This is a genomic window from Rhodoflexus sp., assembly GCF_053489755.1.
This window is the reverse complement of the sequence record NZ_JBRCHD010000020.1, coordinates 45,026-67,604: the sequence shown is the minus strand read 5'-3', so window position 1 is coordinate 67,604 and position 22,579 is coordinate 45,026. Positions and strand designations below refer to the sequence as shown.

16 protein-coding genes are annotated in these 22,579 nt (G+C 48.1%); 7 read left to right on the top strand and 9 right to left on the bottom strand.

What is annotated here, in order from left to right; translation table 11 throughout:
* On the bottom strand, positions 1 to 3,560 hold a 3,560-nt coding region (locus tag ACWIP2_RS05340), incomplete at its 3' end, for a hypothetical protein (protein WP_448518874.1).
* 379 nt (positions 3,561 to 3,939) lie between these two features.
* On the opposite strand from ACWIP2_RS05340, the gene ACWIP2_RS05335 reads away from it, so the two are divergent.
* Entirely contained in the window at positions 3,940 to 4,569 is a 630-nt protein-coding gene (locus ACWIP2_RS05335; RefSeq protein ID WP_448518873.1) for a transposase, read from the top strand.
* A gap of 103 nt (positions 4,570 to 4,672) precedes the next feature.
* On the opposite strand, the gene ACWIP2_RS05330 is transcribed toward ACWIP2_RS05335, so the two are convergent.
* The 3 genes from ACWIP2_RS05330 to ACWIP2_RS05320 all read right to left on the bottom strand — a co-directional run bounded on the left by ACWIP2_RS05330 (position 4,673) and on the right by ACWIP2_RS05320 (position 7,922).
* A complete protein-coding gene (locus ACWIP2_RS05330) occupies positions 4,673 to 5,179 on the bottom strand; it encodes a methylated-DNA--[protein]-cysteine S-methyltransferase (protein ID WP_448518872.1) in 507 nt (168 codons plus the stop codon).
* 4 nt (positions 5,180 to 5,183) lie between these two features.
* Positions 5,184 to 6,005, bottom strand: coding sequence for an orotidine-5'-phosphate decarboxylase (pyrF, locus tag ACWIP2_RS05325; protein WP_448518871.1), 822 nt, complete (start codon positions 6,003 to 6,005; stop codon positions 5,184 to 5,186).
* Between the two features lie 375 nt (positions 6,006 to 6,380).
* A complete protein-coding gene (locus ACWIP2_RS05320) occupies positions 6,381 to 7,922 on the bottom strand; it encodes an FAD-dependent oxidoreductase (protein WP_448518870.1) in 1,542 nt (513 codons plus the stop codon).
* A 67-nt stretch (positions 7,923 to 7,989) separates the two neighbouring features.
* Between ACWIP2_RS05320 and ACWIP2_RS05315 the strand changes: the two genes are divergently transcribed.
* The gene (locus ACWIP2_RS05315) at positions 7,990 to 9,033 is read left to right on the top strand and encodes a M28 family peptidase (RefSeq protein ID WP_448518869.1); all 1,044 of its coding nucleotides are present in this window, start codon (positions 7,990 to 7,992) and stop codon (positions 9,031 to 9,033) included.
* A 279-nt stretch (positions 9,034 to 9,312) separates the two neighbouring features.
* Here the strand turns inward: ACWIP2_RS05315 and ACWIP2_RS05310 are convergent, their stop codons facing one another.
* On the bottom strand, positions 9,313 to 10,683 hold the full coding sequence (locus ACWIP2_RS05310) for a tetratricopeptide repeat protein (RefSeq protein ID WP_448518868.1): 1,371 nt from the start codon (positions 10,681 to 10,683) through the stop codon (positions 9,313 to 9,315).
* Between the two features lie 90 nt (positions 10,684 to 10,773).
* Here ACWIP2_RS05310 and ACWIP2_RS05305 point away from each other — a divergent pair, with 90 nt between their 5' ends.
* On the top strand, positions 10,774 to 11,547 hold the full coding sequence (locus ACWIP2_RS05305; RefSeq protein WP_448518867.1) for a hypothetical protein: 774 nt from the start codon (positions 10,774 to 10,776) through the stop codon (positions 11,545 to 11,547).
* Positions 11,548 to 11,550: 3 nt separating this feature from the next.
* Here the strand turns inward: ACWIP2_RS05305 and fahA are convergent, their stop codons facing one another.
* The 4 genes from fahA to ACWIP2_RS05285 all read right to left on the bottom strand — a co-directional run bounded on the left by fahA (position 11,551) and on the right by ACWIP2_RS05285 (position 15,755).
* Positions 11,551 to 12,792 carry a fumarylacetoacetase gene (gene fahA / locus ACWIP2_RS05300; RefSeq protein ID WP_448518866.1) on the bottom strand — a complete coding sequence of 414 codons (1,242 nt, stop codon included), beginning with the start codon at positions 12,790 to 12,792 and terminating at the stop codon, positions 11,551 to 11,553.
* Positions 12,793 to 12,797: 5 nt separating this feature from the next.
* On the bottom strand, positions 12,798 to 14,126 hold the full coding sequence (xylA, locus tag ACWIP2_RS05295) for a xylose isomerase (RefSeq protein WP_448518865.1): 1,329 nt from the start codon (positions 14,124 to 14,126) through the stop codon (positions 12,798 to 12,800).
* Between the two features lie 31 nt (positions 14,127 to 14,157).
* Positions 14,158 to 14,796, bottom strand: coding sequence for a GNAT family N-acetyltransferase (locus ACWIP2_RS05290; RefSeq protein WP_448518864.1), 639 nt, complete (start codon positions 14,794 to 14,796; stop codon positions 14,158 to 14,160).
* A gap of 512 nt (positions 14,797 to 15,308) precedes the next feature.
* Positions 15,309 to 15,755 (bottom strand): A1S_2505 family phage non-structural protein, encoded by a 447-nt coding sequence (locus tag ACWIP2_RS05285; RefSeq protein ID WP_448518863.1) that lies wholly within the window; start codon positions 15,753 to 15,755, stop codon positions 15,309 to 15,311.
* A gap of 730 nt (positions 15,756 to 16,485) precedes the next feature.
* Here ACWIP2_RS05285 and ACWIP2_RS05280 point away from each other — a divergent pair.
* From ACWIP2_RS05280 to ACWIP2_RS05265, 4 genes are all read left to right on the top strand, one after another.
* The gene (locus ACWIP2_RS05280; protein WP_448518862.1) at positions 16,486 to 19,524 is read left to right on the top strand and encodes a SusC/RagA family TonB-linked outer membrane protein; all 3,039 of its coding nucleotides are present in this window, start codon (positions 16,486 to 16,488) and stop codon (positions 19,522 to 19,524) included.
* A 12-nt stretch (positions 19,525 to 19,536) separates the two neighbouring features.
* Complete coding sequence (locus ACWIP2_RS05275) at positions 19,537 to 21,069, top strand: RagB/SusD family nutrient uptake outer membrane protein (protein ID WP_448518861.1); 1,533 nt, start codon at positions 19,537 to 19,539, stop codon at positions 21,067 to 21,069.
* Between the two features lie 31 nt (positions 21,070 to 21,100).
* Positions 21,101 to 22,180: a LamG-like jellyroll fold domain-containing protein gene (locus tag ACWIP2_RS05270; protein ID WP_448518860.1), complete on the top strand. Its 1,080-nt coding sequence runs from the start codon at positions 21,101 to 21,103 to the stop codon at positions 22,178 to 22,180.
* Positions 22,181 to 22,390: 210 nt separating this feature from the next.
* Entirely contained in the window at positions 22,391 to 22,516 is a 126-nt protein-coding gene (locus ACWIP2_RS05265) for a glucoamylase family protein (protein ID WP_448518875.1), read from the top strand.
* Positions 22,517 to 22,579 lie beyond the last annotated feature (63 nt).

Here is a 22,579-nt window from a genome sequence, read left to right as displayed (position 1 = left end):
TCTTCCAGCACCGCTACGGCTTGCGCCCCCGTGCCTGCCGTACTTGCTATATTCACCGCAGGAGGTAGAATATATTGCTGATTGGCGAAATGCAACCAGTCATTGTTCGGAATGCCGGGAAGATTCGCATATCCGCCAGAGTGTAACTCCCAGAAGCGAATGGGAGTAACTGTTGAACTAAAACTAGAAGGAGAAACAGACGTTACTACTCTCTGCAAGATGTTTATACCCGTGATAGCGCCTGCCGCATCAGTGGATATGGAACGCTGAGCATATGTTCCTATAACTAATGGGGATGGCAATGATGCTGGCACGCTGTTCCATGCGCGGTTGAGCGCGTCGTTCTGACGAGCCGGAGAAATGGTTACGTTGATAGGAGCGCTGGTATAAGGCGGCAAACCGAGACCAACGTACTTAATAGATTTAATCGCGCCGGTAGTGGCGTCAAATTCAAGATCGAATTCCCCATTGTTTGCCGTAGGGAAACCGCTGCCAACCGCTGGCACATAACTGATGGAGCTAGGCGCCAAGGCGTTTTGCGGTTGCTGGGCAAGCGTAACCCCGCCGCCAGACAAAAGCACATCTGGGCAAGCCGCATAGCTTCCGCCATTGACAATAGTGAACACCAATTCATCTTTTACGCGAGATACTGATACGGAAGCATTGTCATTTACAACCTCTGAAGGTGAAAAGAAGTCACCCTCTTTAGGGTTAGGAATGATGCGGAAATTAGGGTTGCTAGAATATCCTGCGCCTGGATTAGTAACATCAATACCAATCAATTGACGGTTTGCATTGAATACGGGGCGACCCTCGGCGCGAACGCCAAAAGCCTGATCAGGAGCGTCGAATTCTACAATGTAAGTATCTACCTCTTTACCACCAATAGGTGTACCAAATGTAATAGTAGGAAGAAACGTACTGCCGACATTTATCAAACCTTCTATGAAGCGACCTTCCAATTGTGAAGGCTGATCAATCACATAGTTATCAATACCGCTGCCTGAACGGAACAGACGAATGCGCAGGCTGTTAGTCGCAGGAGTAATGCGCATGGTCATATTTGGAATACCTGAAGCAATGTTACCAGCAGAAGTATTATCTAAGTAGTCATAAGTAGTGTTTGTGCTGGAACCGGGCGTCAAAGTGATGGAAATTACCTTACCTCGATTGGCAGGGGTAGGGTTTACAGCAGTACCAACAGCCAGCGACAAGCCGGGAGGCGTAACATCGTTAGGTACATTCACCAAAGAAATGTTTGGCAAGAATACATAAGGAATGTTATCGCCGGGCTGAATGAACCCTCCAACGCCAATGCCAAAGTTTTGAATCTGAGTAGCTGAGTTACCCGGAGCGTTATCTGATCCATACTGACGGATAATGCCGTTAGTAAAGTTAAACACTACATCGTCAACATTGCCTCCATAACCGGGAATAGGGGTTGCACCATTTCTCACAAAGAGATGCTCAATATCAAGACCTGGAGTTGCATCAGAATCATCTATGTTTTCGCTTGATGGGAAAGTGATATCATCGCCATACACCAGCAAACCGCCTGTACCACCGTTCGGGCCGCCGTTAAAGGCATCTATCATCGCTTGTGTGATGCCTGCGCCTATATTGGCAGAGAGTGAAATACGGTCAATAGTGCCAATAGCGTTGTAGTGAAATACTACATCTTGTTCACCCAGCGTAGGAACGGTGCCTGCGCCTGTGAAAGGAGCGCCGGGCAAGCGAGGAGTCATACCAGTCCATTTTACAGCACTTGTAGAAGTGATGCTTAACGGACCTGCATAATGTGCTGCCGAACCAAGAAATGAGAAGCCGTCATTGGTAGAACCCTCAAGACCACCGCTACGAGAAGCCCTATTGTTACCAGTACCAGTAAGAGGCAGGTAGCCGAAACCGCCATCAATCACTTGAATATTTGCAATTTCAGAAGTAGGCGCTTGGAGCGTGCCTTTGCCGGTTACAAATGCCTGACCAGCGTTAGCGCCTGTGCCAGCGGTGCCATCGCGACGAGTGAAGGTAACGGCAGGAGCAGTAGTATATCCAGAACCTGCGTTTACTACGCGGATGCCTGCCAGACGACGGAATTTACGACCAGATTTAGTAGGGTCAAATGATTCTGTAACTGGTTCTATACCAGATGCCAATTCAGGCTCTAATTCTACAATACCTGTGGCGGTAGTACCACCGGCGGGGGCAGCAGTAAAAGTAACCAAAGGAGGCAAAATAGTAGAAGGCGTTACGCTAGGGTCAGTTTCAACGGTTACATCTGCCAGATACAACCCTCTTCTGTAAGTATCGGTAGGAGGCAGAATTTTCTCAGCAGGAGTATCGCCGTCAGGATTCAATACAAAGTAGGTTTTATCGCCAATGGTTTCGGTACGCAAAGCGCCTGTGTTGGTCAGCGCGGCGGTTACTTGAGCCGGCGCCAGCTCGGTATTAAATGACAAGCTAGCATCTATAGCAGTAAAAGGACCAGCGCCAAAGACAGGGTCATCGTTTCCTGATACTAATGGGAACGGACCGTAGATGAAGCGGCGAGTAATCACCTGACCAGTACGATTGTTGAGGGCATCAAGAGTACCTAAATTAGTACCGTCGAAAGAAGATGCCCAGAAAATACGGTCGGCGGCGATTTGAGAATAACGCAGTTGCAAAGGCAGACCTGAAGCGGTAGCTGGAATGGCGCCAGAGTAGTTGCCTTGCGCGTCAACCACTACGTTAGTAGTCGCATTTTCGTAGGAAATACGGTTGATTTGACCTTCGAAATCCGTACCGTTTGCATTAGCAATGCCTGAAGCGTTATTGGTAATGTCCAAGTAACGCTGACGGAAAACGTCGTTAATGTCGATGTTTGCAGTGAACAGGTTTGTGCCGGCGCCCAAAACGGTAGGGGTTACCAGCTCTGCGGTTTCGTTGGTCAGGTCGGTTTCGATGTAAGCGCGACCGCGCACGGTGGCTGTGCCGGCGCCAGAAGTTGGGAACAGCGGAATAACGTTGCCCACGTGTACGGTGTGTCCGTTGCCGGGCGCAAGTGGCAGATTGTTGTTAGTTACGCTGTTACCATCAGCAGTCAAATTAACAGTGTAGTTAACAGTCGTGTGTTCAGGCGCAGAAGCTACAACGCTGGCAGAGCCGGAACGCAGCTCTACAGTAACCATACCGCTGGCAGGAGTAGTAGCAGTTTGTACTTGTCCATACTGAGCGATAGACACAGTAGCGCCTTGTACGCCTTCTAACTCTTCTACACGACCAGTACCGAAAGCGGCGCTGCCACCTGCAACAACCGTTACAGTGTAAAATACGCGACCGCCGGCGTTGATGCGGTCCAAAGAGTCCAGTACACGCTGATAAGCTATACTGTTGATTTCCCAGATACGTTGCTGACGCTCACGGGCAACACGGATTGAGTCCTCTGTACGGAGGCGCTTCAATTCCAGATCCAGAGCATTCGCTTCAGTGAACTTGTCCTTCGCGCAGCTCGTTACCAGAGCAGCAGCCGCCAGAACAGCAGTCATCCGAACCGGATACATGAATGTGTTTTTGTTCATAACGTTTTTTTTAATTGTAATTAGGTTTGTTAATTGATTTCGCAAAAATAGGCTTGTTGTCGGATATTACAAATTTGTACGTTAAAAAACCTTAAAAACAGGTCAGTTGTACAAATGGGTAAAATGTGAACAAACCTTAAATTTGCAAACCTAAGACCCCGCGAGTTGGCAAAGGGTTGCAAGGGGGGGTAGAAATTTTTTTGTGTGTTACCCCGGCAGCGGTCGCAGACCCTAACGGCGGTTAGCTATCGAAAGAAATCAGAAATCCGCTGCCGGGGCTTGCAGCCGCCGTCAGGGATACCCAACCCCGGTAGCGGTCGCAGGTTTGCATAAGATTATTTATCAGGATTTATTATTTTCATCGGGAAAAGATCCGTCTATGCCACAGTTGAAAACACCCTTAGAAGCAGGCAAATTCTATCATATTTACAATCGCGGCATCAATGGTGAGAATATTTTTCGTACACACGAAAATTACCATCATTTCCTTTCTCTCTACACTACCTACTGCGAACCTGTCGCCGAGACATATGCCTATTGCCTGTTACGCAATCATTTTCATCTGCTTGTAAGAATTGCAGATGATCTGCCAACCTACGCGATGCTATATCCCGAGTTGCCCGAAACGCCTAAAAGCCAACAGATCGTAGAACCACACAGACAATTTGGACACTTTTTTAATGCCTATGCGCAAAGTTTTAATAAGGCTTTTGACCGTACGGGCAGTCTTTTTGAAAAAAGATACGAACGTAAGTGGGTCGATTCTGATAGCTATTTCACATCGTTGGTGTATTACATCCATCACAATCCGCAAAAGCACGGTTTCGTTGCAGATTTTAGAACCTACCCCTATTCATCTTATCAGAGTCATTTATCTATCCAAAATACCAGACTCAAAAGGGACGCTGTCCATAGATGGTTTGGGGGAGTAAAAGATTTTGAAGAGTTTCACTTCAGAAGCGAAGAGACCGCAAGGTTATCACATGATTATTGGATCGAGTTTGATTAGGAAATCATCTTTTCGATCCGCTGCCGGGGCTTGCTGCCGCCGTCAGGGATAACTAACCCCGGCAGCGGTCGCCAGACCCTGACGGCGGTTAAAAAGGGATAAATCAAAATATCTGCAACTGTCGGTGTAAGCCGTTGAGGTGTTCGTGGTTGAGGAGCCATTCTTTGCGCCAGAGTCCGCCGGCGTAGCCTGTCAGGCTGCCGTCTGCACCAATGACGCGGTGGCAGGGAACAATCACCCAGACGGGATTGCGCCCGTTGGCGGCGGCTACTGCCCGCACGGCTTCGGGCTGTCGGATGCGCCGCGCCAAATCGGCATAGCTAATAGTTTGTCCGAAGGGAATGGCGCTTAGTTCTTCCCAAACGCGCTGCTGGAAGGGAGTGCCCTGCAAGTCGAGGGGGAGTTCAAAACTTTTGCGCGTACTTTCAAAGTACTGGGTGAGTTGGCGCACGGCTTCGTGGAGTACGCTGTGGGAGGTGGGCGGCTGACAATAGCTCAGGTGTTCGCGGCTGTTGAGCGGCGCGATGGTCAGCTCGCAGATGCCCGCATCGCTTGCGCTGATAATCATATCGCCAATGGGAGAATGATAACAGGCAGTAATTTTTTCCATGGTATTATCGGGCATATAAGTCGAGGTATTGGCGCATTTCGGCAGCAATTGCCTGTGCTTTTTTGGCTGCCGCTTTGTCAAAATCGTTATCGGCGGAGGCGTATATGATGGCGCGTGAGGCGTTGACCAAAAGCCCGCCGTAGCTGGTCAGCCCTGCCGCTGAGACGGCTTGCAAGTCGCCGCCCTGTGCACCGTAGCCGGGTACGAGCAGGAAATGGTCGGGAGCAAAGCTGCGGATCGCGCTCAGATGCTCGGCTTGGGTAGCGCCTACGACAAACATCAGCTGTTCGGGGCTTGCCCACTGCATGGCGCGTTGCATGACGATGCGGTATAAAGGCTGCCCGTGGGGGGCAATGGTGAGCTGTTGAAAGTCGCTGCTGCCTTCGTTGGAGGTAAGCGCCAGCAGGATGACCCACTTGCCCTCGTAGCCGAGGAAAGGCTGCACCGAATCGCTGCCCATGTACGGGGCTACTGTTACCGCATCGAAGGCGTATTGCTCAAAAAAGGTGCGGGCGTACATTGCAGAGGTGTTGCCAATATCTCCGCGCTTGGCATCGGCAATGGTAAAAAGATGGGGGGGGATGTATTCCATCGTGCGGGCGAGGCTTTCCCAGCCTGCCGCGCCGAGGCTTTCGTAGAAGGCTATGTTCGGCTTATAGGCTACGCAATAGTCGGCAGTAGCATCTATGATGCGGCGATTGAAGGCAAATACAGGATCTTTTTCGCCCCGCAGCGCAGCGGGCAGTTTGCGCAGGTCTGTATCCAAACCTACGCAGAGGTAGCTTCCCTTGCTGAAAATCTGTTCTTTGAGTGCCTGTTTGTTCATGGTTGCTTATGCTGTCAACTTGCGGTCAGACCCGCAAGATACCACACCTACGGTGTTTTAGTGGGTAAAATTGCACGATAGGCTACAAAAATAGCAGCCCTACGGGCTTTCTATGACAAAAGCCTTTAGGCTATCCCGTTGCACGTCGCTCGCGAACGAGGATGTTTCATTGTAGCTCGTGAGGACACGCGCTACGGCGGTAGGACACGCGCTACGGCGGGGCAGCTCTACGGGCTTTCTATGACAAAAAGCCGTTAGGCTTGTAATCTTTGTAGTAAAAATCATGCGCCTCTATTGACAAAATGCCGTAGGCATGACAACTATAAATGCTTGCAGATGAGCGCAGAACGTTGAATTTTGCACAAGCGCTTAATATCATTTCAACACGCTGCCCAGCCAGCGCCCCAGCGCAACGGCAGGCGTAAGCAGCATCCCGCCGCAGAAAACATTGCCCGTAGTAGCTCCTGCGCCCAGAATTTCGCCGACAGCGTATAAACCTTCGATAGGAATGCCAGCCCTACCAAGTACCCGCAGGCGAGCATCTGTATGCAGCCCGCCAAAGGAAACCAGACTGAACCCGTAGGTAAGCAGCGCATAGAAGGGCGGAGTTTGCACGGGAAATTGCAGATCCTTTCTGCCAAATTGTAGGTCTTTGCCTGTTGCAACGGCTTGATGATATGCCTGGATAGTAGCCTGCAAATTGCCCGTAGGCAGCCCTGTTTGTTGCGCCAGTTCTTCGAGCGAGCCGGCTTTCCAAAGGAAAGATCCCTTGTGTGCTTCTTTTCTGATGCGCTCCGCCGTCCATGGCAAGATCAGCGGCGCACCTGCTGCAAGGGCTGTCTGGTCAAAAATTAGCCAGCACTTTTGTTCGGGCTGTGCGGCAATAGCTTTTTCGCGCTTATCTACTTCCGGTTCATCTTCTGCCATGAAGCGCTTTCCTTCAGCATTAACATAAACCTCGCGTGGTGGGCGGGCAATCGGATTGGAGATTCGCGCCCATGCCGACCAGAAATCCGCTCTGCCCGATTGCGGTTCTAGTTCGATGCCGCCGACCGTACAGCCGTGCATATCGGCATTGCGAAAAGTTGCCCCGATTTGCATAGCTGCCTGAATGCCCTCGCCTTGTGAGGTATGCCTCGCGCTGCTGATCAGTCGCGGTGCATTAGGAGTAACCTCGCGGAAAAACTTCGCATTGGCAGCGTATCCGCCCGTAGCCAGCACCGTATGCCGCGCCATTAAACGCGAGGTGCTGCCGTTTTTATGCTGCACAACTGCGCCGCGCACTTGTCCCGATTCTTCGAGCAGTCGCTCTAAGCGCGTTTCTGCCAGTAGGCGGATCTGTCCGCTGTGCAGGTACTTTTCCCAGAGGGGCAGCAGCGTCTGCAACAGCGATTTGCCCGCATCCTCTCCCGGATTGGACGGGTTATAGTCCGTTTTGCCCCAATAGGTGCGCGGGCAACTGTAGGCCGGATGATTATACACAACAGCAGGCGCTTCCTCCGCCATCGGATAGCCAATGCTTTCCAACCAGTCAATCAGGCGGGGGGCTTCCTGCACTGCCAGCCGTACAATAGCGGGGTCTGCTGTGCCTTTGCTAAGGCGCATGACCTCCTCGAAATGCTGTTTGGGGCTATCAGCGATACCTTTACTTTTTTGCAGGCGCGTTCCGGCAGCGCTCATTTGTCCGGCGGTAATATTGAGCGTACCGCCGATTTTGCTGTCTTTTTCAACTACCCAAACCCGCAAGCCGCGTTCGGCAGCGGCAATCGCACAAGGAATCCCCGCAGAACCTGCACCGATAACCAATACATCGGCTTGCCGGGCAGCAGACCTGTAACGAAAGCAGCCCGGCACAGCAACAGCGCCCAATGCTGCAGGCAGATGTAACAGAAAGCGGCGGCGGTTTTCTTTATTCATACAAAGTATGCTAAGTTTGCGCAAGTAATCTATTCATTCCTCCGCATAAAACCTTCAGTTCTTATCTATGAACGATCTTTTCTGCTGCCGATCTTTTACGACAAGCAAGTTGTTGATTTTCAGTATATACGTATGGTTGGCAGTCGCTTGCAACGAACAGCCCACAGAAGTAAAAACAGAAGTGGCGGCAATCGTCATGCAACCAATTCCCGAGTTCAATCCCGATACGGCTTATGCCTTTATTGCGCAGCAGGTAGCCCTCGGGCCGCGCGTACCCAACACAGAAGCCCATCGCAAAGCTGCCCAAATGTTTCTGGAAGCCTTTCGTCGTTTTGGTTGGCAGGTACAGGCGCAAGACTTCGAAGCCATTGCCTACAACGGTACTGTTCTCCAATCGCGCAATATTATTGCCAGCTACAACCCCGATGCCAAGCGGAGAATCCTGTTAGGGGCGCACTGGGACACGCGCCCTTATGCCGATATGGACGAAGACCCAAGCCGTCGCCGCCAACCTATTGACGGGGCAAACGACGGAGCCAGCGGCGTAGGTGTCCTGCTCGAAATTGCCCGCCTGATCGGACAGCAAGATAGCCTGAAAATCAACAACATCGGCATTGATATAATCCTGTTTGACAGCGAAGACTACGGGCAGCCCGAAGACGAGCAACAAGTAGCGTTCAAACGCGACACATGGTGCTTAGGTTCACAGTATTGGTCAAAGAATAAACACATAGAAGGCTACACTGCCTACTACGGCATTTTGTTAGACATGGTCGGCGCTAAAGATGCCCGCTTCCTGCTCGAGGGGCATTCGATGGAGTATGCGCCCTCAGTAGTTAAAAAAGTGTGGGACACGGGCAACCAATTAGGCTTTGGTAAGTACTTTAGCTATCAAACCACCAGCGCGCTCATAGACGACCACCTATACGTCAACCAACTCGCAGGCATCCCGATGATAGACATCATTCAACATGAAAACGGCGCTTTTGGCAGCTTTTGGCATACCCACCGCGACAATATGGACATTATTAGCAAAGAAACACTCTATGCCGTCGGTAAAACTGTATTGCAAGTGCTGTATAACGAAAACGCGGCAGCTGCCGCACAGTAGGTAATGCTCAGCAGTGGCATATTCGGTCTGACCGCAAGTTACAACAGGACAGTTGTCATGCCTACGGCATTTTATCAATAGAGGCGCATGATTTTACTACAAAGATTACAAGCCTAACGGCTTTTTGTCATAGAAAGCCCGTAGGGCTGCTATTTTTGTAGCCTATCGTGCAATTTTACCCGCTAAAACACCGTAGGTGTGGCATCTTTAGGCGCGTAGAGTAAAAGCGATAAAGAGCGCTTAAAATTAACTGATTACCTATGGTATGATGATAAAAAACTACTGCGTTTGTGGCATCGGCAGATCTTCAGCAATCACGTCAGGCGATTTGAGCATGCCTTCCATTTCGGCAAGTTCTAACTGTACGGTACGCGCGAAACTGCCAAACTCTGCTTTTTTGTAGGCAGCTTTGGCTTTTTCGGGCTGGTCGGTAATGCGGTAGATCGTCGCGATGGCAAAATTGACCATCGCGCGGTTCTCGGCATCTAACGCCTGATTACCTGAAATAATATCCAGCACTTTGAGCGCCTCTACGTACTGTTTGGCGCGGTAATAGGCAATCGCCTGCAAAAACAGCATCTGGTAGTCGCCGGGGGTGTGTTTGAGTCCCTGCGCAGTAATATTGATTGCCTCGGTGAATCGCTGCGAATCAACCAGCGCTTGCGCCAGCGCCTTACATATTTCCCCCTTTTTTGCCGGTTCGCTTTCGTTGACCAGTGCTGCCTGATAAGCTACAATAACTCCGTCTTGCTTCAACTCTTTTTTGGCTATTTCAGCCTGCAACATATAGGCTTGTGTCAGGTTAGGCTGGATTTTGATGGCAATGTCTAAGTTTTCCCTTGCCTTTGCAAACTCGTATATCTTGTAATAAGACAGTGCAATGCCGAGATAAGAGCGCGGATTATAGCGTGCAATCAGGTTTCTGAAGTAGCCGTAGTCCGCATTTTTCCAGTAGTCGAAAGCTAGGTCAAATTGTCCTAATTTGTAGCAGGCATAACCCATTTCGTAATAGTACTTGGCAGTAATTTTGGGGTCTTTCTCGGTCAGTGTATTGATGAGCTTGTTGAGCACCTCTCGAGCAGCCTTAAAATCGTTTAGCTCGTTGTGGATTTTTCCCTCAAAATACATCAGATTGACCTCGCTGGGTGCCAGTTCTCTGGCTTCCATTACGTGGGGTTTGGCACGTGCAAACTCGCGCTCGCGCATCAGTACCGTTATGATGTTGGTTTTGATCCCTACTTTTTTGCCAATATCGGTTTCGTATTTAAAAGCATTATTGAGCGTATTAATGTATTCGTTATTTTTTTGAGAAAGTTTGTAGCACTGTGCCAAAAGCAGCAAACCTGGTACAAAATCTTTTTTCAGTTGGATACATTTTTCCATCGCAGCGATGGTATTGGGAATGTCCTTCAAACCGAAGTGGGACATCGCCTTAGAATGATAGAACTTAAAGTTGGTAGGATCTAAACCGATCGCCCGATCGTACAGTTCGATAGCTTCGATGAAACGCTTTGTTGTGCGCAATTTTTCTGCCTTCATGTAATAATCCAGCGCTGACTCGCCGCCATCAGCCTGTGCTTGTAGCTGATTTGCAAAAAGCGGCATCATTAATGCGATGTGTAAAATAAAGTGTAGAAAATATTTGCGCATGTAAAAAGATTATTTGATTCCGTATTGTTACAAAATGTTTGCTGCAAATTTCTGATTTTGACTTAATTTGCTATTCAGGATAACGCATCAATGGACAAGCTATTATATCGCCCACTTCTTATATTGTTTTGGGTTTTGCAACTTTTTGTATGGCAAGGGCAAGGATATGCGCAGGATGACGCGTCAAAAATAGCAACTGCCTTAGAGCAGGGAGGCATTGACAAGCAAAGCGCTCAACTGTTGGGCGCAGAAATTGGTGCAATTGCTCTGCTTTACCGGCAGCTTAGCGACAGTACGATTCAATACACTGCCTTGCTACAATACCAGCAGCGCTATCAGACAATCAGCAGCATTTTATCAGCCAAAAAAATCAAGCCAGAGTTATTGATCAACAGTTGGCCGGCTGCCAAAGAAATGCTTGCCTCTGCAACCATGCGCGTCGTCAAACGCAGGATCGCGGAAACTGAGGCTTCCGACGAATCGGCTAAGTATAAGAAGGCTTTTCTCGCACTCGAAAATGAAATGCTCAAAACAGAACTTGCAGCCAAGTCGCGCAATTACGAAGCTATGTCGGGCGAATACCTGAAAAAAATAGATAGCTGGCGCAAGCGCTATACCGAATACGAAAGCTTTTTTTTGGATCTGCAACTGACTGTCAATAAGTTAAACGACATGCACAAAATGCTGCAAAACGACGTAGGCGCAGAAAAACTTCAACCAAGTGAAGAATTCCGCGCCTCAGTTAAGCGCTTGCGCAATATAGACTTTCACCACGACAATGAGTTCATCCAAAAATTCAAGCTATCCTCATTGGTAGAAAAAACCATTGAGACGGGTGAATTTATTTGCAATAACATCAAATAAAATTCACTCTGCGGGCAGCAGCAACGTTTCTACTTGGCCAAAACCTACCCGAATGCCGTCTTTTTGACAATAACCGCGCATGATTACTGTATCCCAATCATTGATGGAAGTGCGGACGCTGCCATTGCTCATCGGCAGCGGATTTTTCCAGTTCCAGGTGAGTTCCAGCATCGAGCCGAAAGAATCGGGAGCAGAGCCGCTAATCGTTCCCGATGCCATCAAATCGCCTACGCGAATGTTACAGCCGTTAACGGTGTGGTGCGCAAGTTGCTGCGACATATTCCAATAAAGATGCTTAAAATTAGAGCGACAAACGAGGGTTTCTTGCTCGGCACCTTTGGGAATAATGGCGACTTCTAACTGAATATCGAAAGTACGCGCGCCTTGGGTTTGCAGGTAAGGCAGCACGGGCGGGTCTTGCACAGGCCCCTGTGTGCGAAATGGCTCCAGCGCATCCAGCGTTACAATCCATGGCGAAACGGAAGAGCCAAAATTTTTGCTCAAGAATGGCCCCAGCGGCACATATTCCCACTTTTGCAAATCGCGGGCAGACCAATCGTTGAACAAGAGCAGCCCGAAGATGTAATCCTCCGCCTTATCGGCAGGCACGCGCTCGCCCAATTGGGTATCGCTACCGACAACAAAAGCCACTTCCAACTCAAAATCTACGGCTTTGGACGGTCCGAAAACGGGCGGTTCGTTGTCGTTCGGGCGCGATTGCCCCATCGGGCGGCGAATGGGCGTACCTGAAATTACAATGGAAGAAGCCCTACCGTGATAAGCTACGGGAAGATGTTTCCAATTGGGCATCAGCGCGTTAGCTTCGCCGCGAAACATTCTGCCCACGTTGGTCGCATGCTCTTCGCTGCTGTAAAAATCGGTGTAGTCGCCAATTTCGACCGGCAGGTACATAGAAGCCGCCTCCATTGGAACAAGCAATTTATGCTGATAGTGGAAAAGCAGGCTTGTCGGGTCTTGCAATTGCGCTTGCAAACGCTCGCGCACGGCGCGGTGTACAGGTTTGCCCAAACGGATGTAGTCGTTTAACGTTGGCTTGTCAAATACCTTTTTTGGAATTTTGATGTCTTCAAACAGCCCTTTTCTGTGTGCGCGCTTCAGGTCAATAATAAAATTGCCGATAGCCACTCCGGCGCGCGGTTTTTTTTTGCCGTATGAAAAAATGCCATAAGGCAGGTTGTAAATAGAAAAATCGGAATTTTCAGGGATGTCAAGCCAGCTTTGCATAGCGTTTAGCGGATGTATTGATTGATGATATTTTCGTATAATTCCTGTTTGCCGCTGATGAGCTTCGGCTCGGGACTTTCCGAAGCGATGCGGTGCAAATCTTCCAATGAAAGTCTGCCTTGCTCAAAATCAGCGCCTTTGCCGCCGTCAAAACTCGCATAGCGGTTGCGGCGCATTTGCAGGTACGGCGATTGTTCCAAGATGTTGTGGGCAATCAGCAGCGCGCGCGCAAAGGCATCCATTCCGCCGATGTGAGCGATGAACAAGTCTTCCAAATCGGTTGAATTGCGGCGTGTTTTGGCATCAAAGTTAATGCCTCCGCTGGTAAATCCGCCTGCTTCCAGAATAATGAGCATGGCTTCGGTGAGTTCAAACAGGTCGGTGGGGAATTGGTCGGTGTCCCAACCGTTCTGGTAGTCGCCGCGGTTGGCATCTATACTGGCAAACATACCCGCGTCGGCAGCTACGCGCAGTTCATGTTGGAAACTATGTCCGGCCAAAGTGGCATGGTTTGTTTCCAAGTTAAGCCGGAAATCGTCATGCAAGCCGTATTCGCGCAAAAATCCGATGCAAGTTGCCGCATCAAAATCGTATTGGTGTTTGCTTGGCTCTGCGGGTTTGGGTTCTATGTAGAAATAGCCTTTGAAACCTTGCTTGCGGGCGTAGTCGCGTGCCATACTGAGGAAGCGTCCCACATGAGCCAGTTCGCGCTTCATGTCGGTATTGTGCAGGCTGAGGTAGCCTTCGCGCCCGCCCCAGAAGGTATAGCCTGCCCCGCCGAGTTCTATGCAAACGTCTAAGGCGTTTTTTACCTGAGCGCCGGCATAAGCCACCACGCTAAAATCGGGATTGGTGGCCGCGCCGTTCATGTAGCGGCGGTGGCTGAACAGATTAGCCGTATTCCAAAGCAATTGTACGCCCGAAGCCTGCTGTTTGGCTTTGGCGTAGTCGGTCATGATGCGCAGGCGGCGCTCGCTTTCGGCTACCGATGCGCCTTCTTCCACCAAGTCAAAATCGTGGAAGCAGTAAAAACCTGCGCCCAGTTTGGTGATGAACTCAAAGGCGGCATCCATTTTTTCTTTCGCTCGGGCGATTGGGTCGGCAGCCTTTGCCCAAGGGAAATCTTTGGTCGCGCTGCCGAAAGGGTCGCCGCCCGTGCCGCAGAACGAGTGCCAATAAGCGACCGCAAAGCGAAGATGCTCTTTAAGCGTTTTGCCGGCAACGACCCGATTGGCATCGTAGTACTTGAAAGCCAGCGGATTATCGGAGTCGGCGCCTTCATAAGCAATCGCGCCAATGCCGGAGAAGTATTCTTTATCGCCCAGCGTAATCATTGGTCGTTGTTTATAAGTGTTGAGACAATATTTAAGTCAGTTGTTTGCTAAAAATCAGGAGTGTATCAGCATCGTCAGACTCCTCTCCTATGCTTATGCCAATCCGCTGAAAATTGCACTTTTGCAACAGGCGAATAGAGGCTTCATTGTTTGAGTGGGTATTAGCTCGCACTTCATCCCTATTGAAAGTATTTTTTATGTGATACAATAGGTGTGTAACTGCTTCGTAGGCATATCCTTGCTGCCGATGGTTGGCAGTGATGGCATAACCAATCGAGCAAGGAGGATACCTGTCGGCTATGGTTTCACCATTGAGATCGTACAAGTGAAGAATTCCTATCGGTTCTCCGGAATGAAGTTGCAGCACCCAGTCGCAACCTGCGCGCTTGTTGTCGTAATACATTATTTCTAGCAGCCCGACGGCATACTCATCCAATAATGCCTTATTTTTGAATCGTTCATCAACAAAAAGCGATTGGTCATTCTGAAAAAGATCTAAGTAGATTGTGTAGTTAGTCCAATTGGTAAGGACGTACCGAAGGTGTGCGCTATGCGGCAAATCCGCAAACGGATAATGGCATTTTTTTCCGTAAAACAGATTTTCCTGCCATCGCTTTACTTGCGCTAAAAGTAGTCTTGCTTTAGGGGCTAACAACTCTTCATTAGGCATAAGCCCTTTTATTTGCAATTTAAGCAAGTAGTTCATCAAGTCAAGGCATCCCATATTGTTTTTTTAACGCGAATTATGCGATTAGGTCTTTGAAAAGTGCTATTTGAGAGTGGGATTGGAAAGTTTTAGCTTTGGGAAGGTTATCAAAATAAGTGTAAGCAGTCAGTCCGCTGAATAGGTTAACGAACATACCTATTTGCGACCGATGTCGCGTGTGGTCAATATCGGTTTGAAAAGACAGCAAACCAAAGACGGTCGGTCTCTATAAGCCCTCTTTGTTTGCGATAGTGTTTTTGTCGCCCACAGTCTGTAAGAAGCCTATTCGTTGGTCAATCTGTTTTCTGATATAGTCCATTTGTCGTCTGTTTTTCTGTTTTGATGCTTGCCACTAACAGTTTGCGGCTTTGCGTTCGGGCGGGTTTCGGCGCACAAAACTGTCAACCTGCAATACACTTGAATAGAAGCACAAAGCTCCAAGTTTGCACGTCACTCCGCCTGACGCAAAACCCGTGTTAGCAGTTCGGTGTTTTTTCATTCGTCAATATCTTATAAAAACTCTCTGGTAGAAATATATTTTCAATGTTTTCGTCAAGTGCATTTTTAAACAAAGGTGCAATTTGTTCAACTGTAAAACCTGCAATACCACAACCAATCTCAGTTACTAAAAATTTTAAGTTAGGTTTTGATTTAGCAAAAGTCAAAAATTCATCAACGTAAGGTTTAATTGTTTCAACGCCACCTTGCATTGTTGGAATGGCATAAGTTTGTCCCTGTAAGCCTACACCTTGTCCCCAAATTGCACCCCATTTTGTTGCAACTGCTGCCGCACCGCCACCGTGTAATCCGTCAAGATTGCTACCGAAAACAAATATTTCGTTATCTTCTAACTTGTCAATCCATTTTGGTGAAATTCTTTTTGTCATTTTATCAAAATAGTTTTTGTCATTTTTATTTTCCATTATTGAAACTGATTAATCAACACTACCTACTCTATTGGCTTTTCGGTATCCGCCACCTGAGTTTTTGGAACTTCAGTGTTATTCCCACTACAACTCATCTCAAAACTGTCTAAGTAACATAATCATAGCAGCGAGTTTGACGAATCCTGCAAAATTTTCTAAATGATATTCGTATCTGGTTACGCATCGTCTACGCGGACGACCAGTTCCTGCATAAGGTTGCTCAAAGACAACCGATACGCGCTCCCACTGCATATCTGTTAAATCCATAGATAATCACATAAAGCTCACTTCTATAACATATATACGCAAAATTGAGTTTTGAGATAGCTTCTAGACAGATACTTCTTGTGCGCATAATACTGCTTTTTTTACCCAATCTGACGGTAAAAGCGGGCAAACATTCTCGCAAAGAATGCAAGCATCTACTACTTCATCACTTCATCATATCGTGTTAAAGGGAAAAACAACACTTTACCTTGTAAAAAGACACGTCATTGATTTTTGAGCAAACATCTCATACATATTTTTTAAAATATTGATAATCATATTTTTGCGTGTGAGATTAGGTTTGTTTTTACCTACTCATGAGCGGTTTGTACGCTTTCTCAGCATGATGTATTCATGTTGGGGTTCATTTTTTTGAGATTGAGTGCATCGCTCATAAATTTGTTTAAAGTGTAAGTGGCACTTTGCTGCTTGCACCGATACTTTTCTAATCTAAATAAATATGAAAATGAATACTCAGATGTTTTTAACAGTTTTATGCTGTTGGCTTTTTATTGTACCTCTACTTTTTGCCCAAAATACCGTTTCAGGAAAGGTTGTTTCCGCTGAGGATGGTATGGGCATTCCGGGTGTTAACATCTCTATCAAAGGTACTACGCGTGGTACTGTTTCTGATATGGATGGTAAGTTTGTGCTTCAGGCTTCACAAGGTGAGACCATTATATTTTCTGCCATTGGTTATATAACTCAAGAGGTTGTGATTGGCACTCAACTCACTCTTGAAATTAGCCTTGCTACCGATATAAAAAGCCTTCAGGAGGTAGTGGTGGTGGGTTACGGTACGCAAAGGGAAAAAGACCTTACCTCTGCTATTACCACTGTAAAATCGGATTTGATTGTGAAAACACCGGCTGCTCAGGCCATGCAGGCTTTGCAAGGAAGAGTAGCAGGGGTGCAGATTGTGAGCAGTGGTGCTCCGGGTGTAGGCCCTACAGTAAGGGTGCGGGGCATAGGCTCTTTTCAGGGTAATGCCGGGCCGCTGTATGTGGTAGATGGGATGTTCTTCGACAATATTGATTTCCTTAGCCCTAACGACATTCAGACCATCTCTGTATTGAAAGATGCTTCAGCTTCGGCTATTTACGGTGTAAGAGCTGCCAATGGGGTAGTACTGATTGAAACCAAATCCGGAGCATACAACCAGAAAGCCGAAATTGTTTATGACGGCTACTTCGGGGTGCAGGTGCCTCAGAACGTATTGAAGATGGCTAACGCCCAGCAGTTTGTGCGTTACATCAACGAAACAGGCAGTTCTGCGGATATTGCCTTTATCAACAATGCCATCCAGCGCTTTGGCAGGAGCCGAGTTGATCCAAACCTGCCGGATGTCAATACCGATTGGTACAACGAAATCATGAATCCGGCAGCTATGCAAAACCACTCACTCTCTTTTACGGGCGGGAATAAGCAGACCCGTTACTCAATTGGGGGGAGCTATTTCAATCAGCAAGGTTTGCTAAATATTACTCGAAATGAATACCAGCGTACCAACTTTCGGGTAAAGCTCGATTCGGACGTTAGAAGCTGGCTTACTGTGGGCGGAAACCTGAACCTGAGTACGGCCCGCCAGTATAATGGCAACAATGATGCATGGTTTCAGGCCTATCATGCAGTACCTATTTTGCCCCCATTTGATGACTCAAACACAGCGGCTTCTCCATTAAAACTCTCCAATGCGCAGCAGTTGGGCTATCGGAACAGACAGAACCCTTTGTATAGCCTGTACTTTTCTGATAACCGGAACAATATTGCCAAGCTAATGGGCAATATATACGTAAATGTGGAGCTGTTGCCAGATAAGCTATCATTCCGTACGGCATATAACTACAACATTGAAAGCGTCAACATCCGGGGTGTAGATTTTGACTTTAGCGATGGGGTGCTGCAAAACCAGTCCTCGTTAAGAAGAGAAAACCTCACCCGGTTCGACCAAATTTGGGACAATTTCCTGACCTACAACAACCGCTTCGGTAAACACGCTGTTACAGTAGTTGCCGGCCAGTCGTTCAGGAGCGAAAGTGGCGAATCGCTATTTGCTCGTGGCACTGCGCTGAATCCCAACCCCAGCCGCGACCAAGAGCATCTCTGGTATCTTTCGCGTGCAACCGATTTTGACATTAATGGTATCGGTGATGGAGGTTATCAGTTGTTCTTCCAGTCGTTTTTCTCTAGAGTGGCTTATAACTATGACGACCGCTATCTGTTGTATGGCACAGTCCGCCGCGATGGGAACAACAAGTTCCAGAAAAAGTGGGGCACATTTACCACTATTGGTGCCGGCTGGGTTATCTCTTCCGAAAAATTCTTTCAGGTTTCTGGTATTGACTTTCTGAAGTTGCGCGCCTCATGGGGGCAGATGGGCAACGATGCTATTAACCCTTCTATTGGCGCGCCTACTATTCAGGAAACCAGCACAGCCATTAACAACACACTAGTCTTTGGTCGCAGGCTTAACCCAACTTTTGACCTGATAGACCGCTGGGAAACCACCGTGGAAACCAACATCGGTCTGAACGCCCGTTTCCTGAATAATCGCCTCTCCTTAGATGCTGATTACTTCATCAGGGATACCAGAAACTTAGCCGTGAGCGTCATTCCACCTGTATTTAGAGCTACTGAACGCCGTAGCGTAGGTGAAATCAGAAATCAGGGTTTAGAAGTTACCTTAAACTGGCAAGATAAAATTTCTGATAACTTCTCTTATTACATAGGTGGTAACTTCGCAACCCTCAGAAACAAGGTGATGAACTTAGGCGGTCCGCTTTACCTTGATGCCGGTTCGGCAGAGTTCCGCCAGCGCTCTATTGTCGGACAACCCTTCCAAGCTTTTTTCGGTTATGAAGTCGTTGGCGTATTTCAGAACGAGCAACAAATCCGGAACAGTGGATACACGCAGGAGTTCATCAGCAATAACAGACTTCAACCCGGCGATCTCATCTTCAAAGACCAGAATGGAGACGGGGTTATCAACGATGCTGATCGAGTAGTGCTGGGGTCTATCCTGCCTACACTTACCTATGGGGGCAATGTGGGTATCCTGTTTAAGAATTTTGATGTGTCTGTGTTGATTCAAGGGCAGTCAGGTCACAGTATCCTGAACCGCAAACGCGGGGAGCTTATTTTCACCAACGATACCAACATTGATGCCAATCTGGCTACCAACCTGTGGCGTGGGGAAGGTACTTCTAACAGATACCCTTCGGCAGTAGGTTTACGCAAAGGTTGGAATCAAAATATGAGCAGTTACTTTGTGGAAAGCGGTTCTTACTTTAGAATACAAAACGTAAAAGTAGCCTACACGTTGCCCAGAAAGGAAATACGTAGTCTGATGATGCCCGAAACCAAATTCTCCTTCACGGCAGAAAGACCGCTGACTTTCTTTAGCTATAATGGATTCAATCCGGAGGTACCCGATGGGGTTGATCGTCAGGTTTATCCAATACCTGCTATTTACACATTCGGACTTCAAGTCAAATTCTAACCTGATAATGATATGAAATCAATAACAAGAATCTGTATATGGGTAGCCATAATGGCGCTTAGCGCCTCTTGTATGCGCCTACTCGACGAGCCTTTGCAAAACCAGCAGAAAGCACAAGAAACTGATTATACGCGGTCGGAAAATATGGTGCTGATGCTGTATGGAGCCTATGCAGAACTTAACGACCTGCAATGGGAAACATTTCCAATTATTGCCGTAAGAGGCGATGATGTAAACCCTGCCGGCGATCAGTTCCCCCTTACGGAAACTGATCAGTTCCGGTACAATCGCAACTTTTGGATGTACAACTCCACATGGCTGAACCTTTATTCAGACCTTCTCTATTGGCATGGGGCTATGGAAGAAATCCAGAAGTATAAGGAGGCAGGTGCTAGCGCGGCTTTAGCCGACCAGTATGTTGCCGAAATTAAGGTGATGCGCGCTTTTGAATTGCTGCAACTTGCTCGCCTATGGGGGCGGATTTTAATCCCAAGAAGTTCTCGGCCTAGCGACCTGTTCAATATAGAACTGTCCGATTTTAACCAAGTGATGACCCATATCTCCAGCCAGATGGATGAAGCTATTCCGTTGTTGCCTAACGTGCATCCCAACCAGCGTACCGATGTGCGAGGAGGCATTACCCGCTTTACTGCACTGGCCGTAAAAGCGATGGCCAACTTAGAGCTAAAAAACTATCCGGCCGTAACGGAAGCTACCGGACAGATCATCAATAGCGGTGTTTTTCAGCTAGAACCCGACTACTATCAGCTCTTCAAAATTCCGGGTAAGCTCAACAAAGAAAACTTGCTAGAACTCCAATATTCCGATTTTGGCACTGCCACAGGTACTAGCACCCGTTATCTTTGGGATTTCTTCGGACCTGCCAACTGGACTCCGGCAAGGGCTGGAGCAGGAGGTGGCTGGGGCTTTTGGGAGCCAAGTCTGACCTATGTCAAGTTTATGCTGGGGCGTGGCGAACGCATCAGGCTGCAAACCTCTGTACTGTTTACTCCTGCTGGCATTGCCGAGCTGCGAGCCGATCCTAATTTTGCCAACCTGCCTGCTTGGGTTTCTAACGTAACCCCTGATGGAGATGTGTTCAATGACCATCCAAGATATAAATTCCTTAGTGGTAAGCATTATTTGCCTTCTACTCAACTAACACTAGGTCGTTTTGCCTACGGAGAAAATAAAAACTTCATTTGCATTCGCTACGCTGAAATCTTACTGATGCACGCCGAGGCTGCGGTGAATGGCGCAAACGCCGTCGGGTTGTCAGCTTTACAAGCTGTTAATCAGGTGCGCCAAAGAGCCGGGCTGGCGCCACTGGCAAGCGTAACGCTTGATAATGTGCTGGACGAAAAATTTGCTGAATTTGGCATGGAATGGGGAATCCGGTTCTATGATTTGATGCGCCACCAGCGTTTCACGCCGCTCAACCATGAAGGAAGAACTTTCCAACCACTCACGAATCGTTTTTTACCCTATCCGCTCGAGCAAACTGATATCCTACCTCAGTTAAGACGCGCCGCCCAACAAGGATAATCTCTACTTTCACGAATAATAACCAATGAATATGAAAAGAATAAATATAGTTTTCGCCGTGGCTGCCCTCTTCATGGGCTGCACCGATGGGTACATTGATAGAATTGAGCGTGTTGAGCCGGGCGTTGATACTCAGCCGCCCGTCGTTAACATCAATTACCCGATTGAAGGCACCCTAATCAGAGTGCTTGAGGATGTTACTTCCATCAACATCAACTTTGAAGTAACCGATGATATTGAAATTAGCAGTATTGCAGTTCGCCTAAACGGTACACAAATCGCCAGTTTTAACCATTTTAGGGACTACAGAAGAGCTATTAAATCAGTTCCATTTGCCAATTTGGGCAATGGAAAACACATCCTAAGCGTAGTAGCTACCGACCTTTCCGGAAAATCAACTACAAAAACGGTGAATTTTGAGAAAGTTCCACCTTATAGACCTGTGTACACAGGGGAGGTTTTCTACGTGCCTTTTGATGGTGACAATATGGAATTAGTCAGTATCACCAACCCGCTGGTTACGGGAAGTCCATCCTTTACTAACGGCTTGAAGGGCAGGGCGTACTTAGGCGCTAATAATGCCTTTTTAACCTTCCCAACCAACCGCATTCGAAATCCGGAGTTCACAGCCATTTTTTGGTATAAACTCGATGCCACCCCCGACCGCGCAGGCATACTGACAATGTCCCCTCCTGACCCGGCACGCCCCAACAACATGAATAATAGAGAGAGCGGCTTCCGTCTATTTCGCGAAAATGCGGGCGGTAAGCAACGGATAAAGCTTAACGTGGGCAATGGCAGTGGCGATAACTGGTTCGATGGTGGCGCTAATGCTGATATTGACCCTGCATCCGGCGATTGGGTACACATTGCTTTCTCGCTTTCTCGCACACAAGGAACTGTTTATCTGAACGGGCGAATAGTTAGCCAAGGAAACTTCCCGGGCGTGAGTTGGAATGGGACAGATATACTTACCATCGGCTCCGGTGCACCCCGTTTTACAGAGTGGGGACACCTTTCCGACAGAAGCGCCATTGATGAGTTGAGAATCTTTAACCGAGCACTTACGCAGGCGGAAATTCAGAGTATTATCAATAAAGAGCGCCCCTAATTTCTCCCTGTTGCATAGAATTGGCAAAAAATGCAGCTACACTTTAATTAAGCGGGCATACTGTGCCGATAACCCTTTTGGCTTTGCTGGATACAACGGGGACTTACCGCCAGCGATAACCACATCGGCTACTCGGCACATGCCCCTAATAACAATTTAGGCGTTATTCTCCTACGGCGGGCTCTCGTCTTTCCCCTTTAACCCAGCGGAATCAATGAGGCGCTCCGGTTTTTTTATTATACCTTAGGCGACTGGCTATGGGGGAATTATGGCTTTTACGACGCGTTCAACATTACCGAACAGTGGTATGCCAGCAGCTACTTAGCCATAGACTAAGAATCTATTATCCTGATGATTGCAAACTACTGATCCGCCCTGCTCTGGAACATGTTCATGGCC

What these genes read in the sequence shown, in the direction of transcription:
- ACWIP2_RS05335 (WP_448518873.1), top strand. Translation starts at nt 3,940, where the DNA reads ATGCCACAGTTGAAAACACCCTTAGAAGCAGGCAAATTCTATCATATT.
- ACWIP2_RS05330 (WP_448518872.1), bottom strand. Translation starts at nt 5,179, where the DNA reads ATGGAAAAAATTACTGCCTGTTATCATTCTCCCATTGGCGATATGATT.
- pyrF (WP_448518871.1), bottom strand. Translation starts at nt 6,005, where the DNA reads ATGAACAAACAGGCACTCAAAGAACAGATTTTCAGCAAGGGAAGCTAC.
- ACWIP2_RS05320 (WP_448518870.1), bottom strand. Translation starts at nt 7,922, where the DNA reads ATGAATAAAGAAAACCGCCGCCGCTTTCTGTTACATCTGCCTGCAGCA.
- ACWIP2_RS05315 (WP_448518869.1), top strand. Translation starts at nt 7,990, where the DNA reads ATGAACGATCTTTTCTGCTGCCGATCTTTTACGACAAGCAAGTTGTTG.
- ACWIP2_RS05310 (WP_448518868.1), bottom strand. Translation starts at nt 10,683, where the DNA reads ATGCGCAAATATTTTCTACACTTTATTTTACACATCGCATTAATGATG.
- ACWIP2_RS05305 (WP_448518867.1), top strand. Translation starts at nt 10,774, where the DNA reads ATGGACAAGCTATTATATCGCCCACTTCTTATATTGTTTTGGGTTTTG.
- fahA (WP_448518866.1), bottom strand. Translation starts at nt 12,792, where the DNA reads ATGCAAAGCTGGCTTGACATCCCTGAAAATTCCGATTTTTCTATTTAC.
- xylA (WP_448518865.1), bottom strand. Translation starts at nt 14,126, where the DNA reads ATGATTACGCTGGGCGATAAAGAATACTTCTCCGGCATTGGCGCGATT.
- ACWIP2_RS05290 (WP_448518864.1), bottom strand. Translation starts at nt 14,796, where the DNA reads ATGCCTAATGAAGAGTTGTTAGCCCCTAAAGCAAGACTACTTTTAGCG.
- ACWIP2_RS05285 (WP_448518863.1), bottom strand. Translation starts at nt 15,755, where the DNA reads ATGGAAAATAAAAATGACAAAAACTATTTTGATAAAATGACAAAAAGA.
- ACWIP2_RS05280 (WP_448518862.1), top strand. Translation starts at nt 16,486, where the DNA reads ATGAAAATGAATACTCAGATGTTTTTAACAGTTTTATGCTGTTGGCTT.
- ACWIP2_RS05275 (WP_448518861.1), top strand. Translation starts at nt 19,537, where the DNA reads ATGAAATCAATAACAAGAATCTGTATATGGGTAGCCATAATGGCGCTT.
- ACWIP2_RS05270 (WP_448518860.1), top strand. Translation starts at nt 21,101, where the DNA reads ATGAAAAGAATAAATATAGTTTTCGCCGTGGCTGCCCTCTTCATGGGC.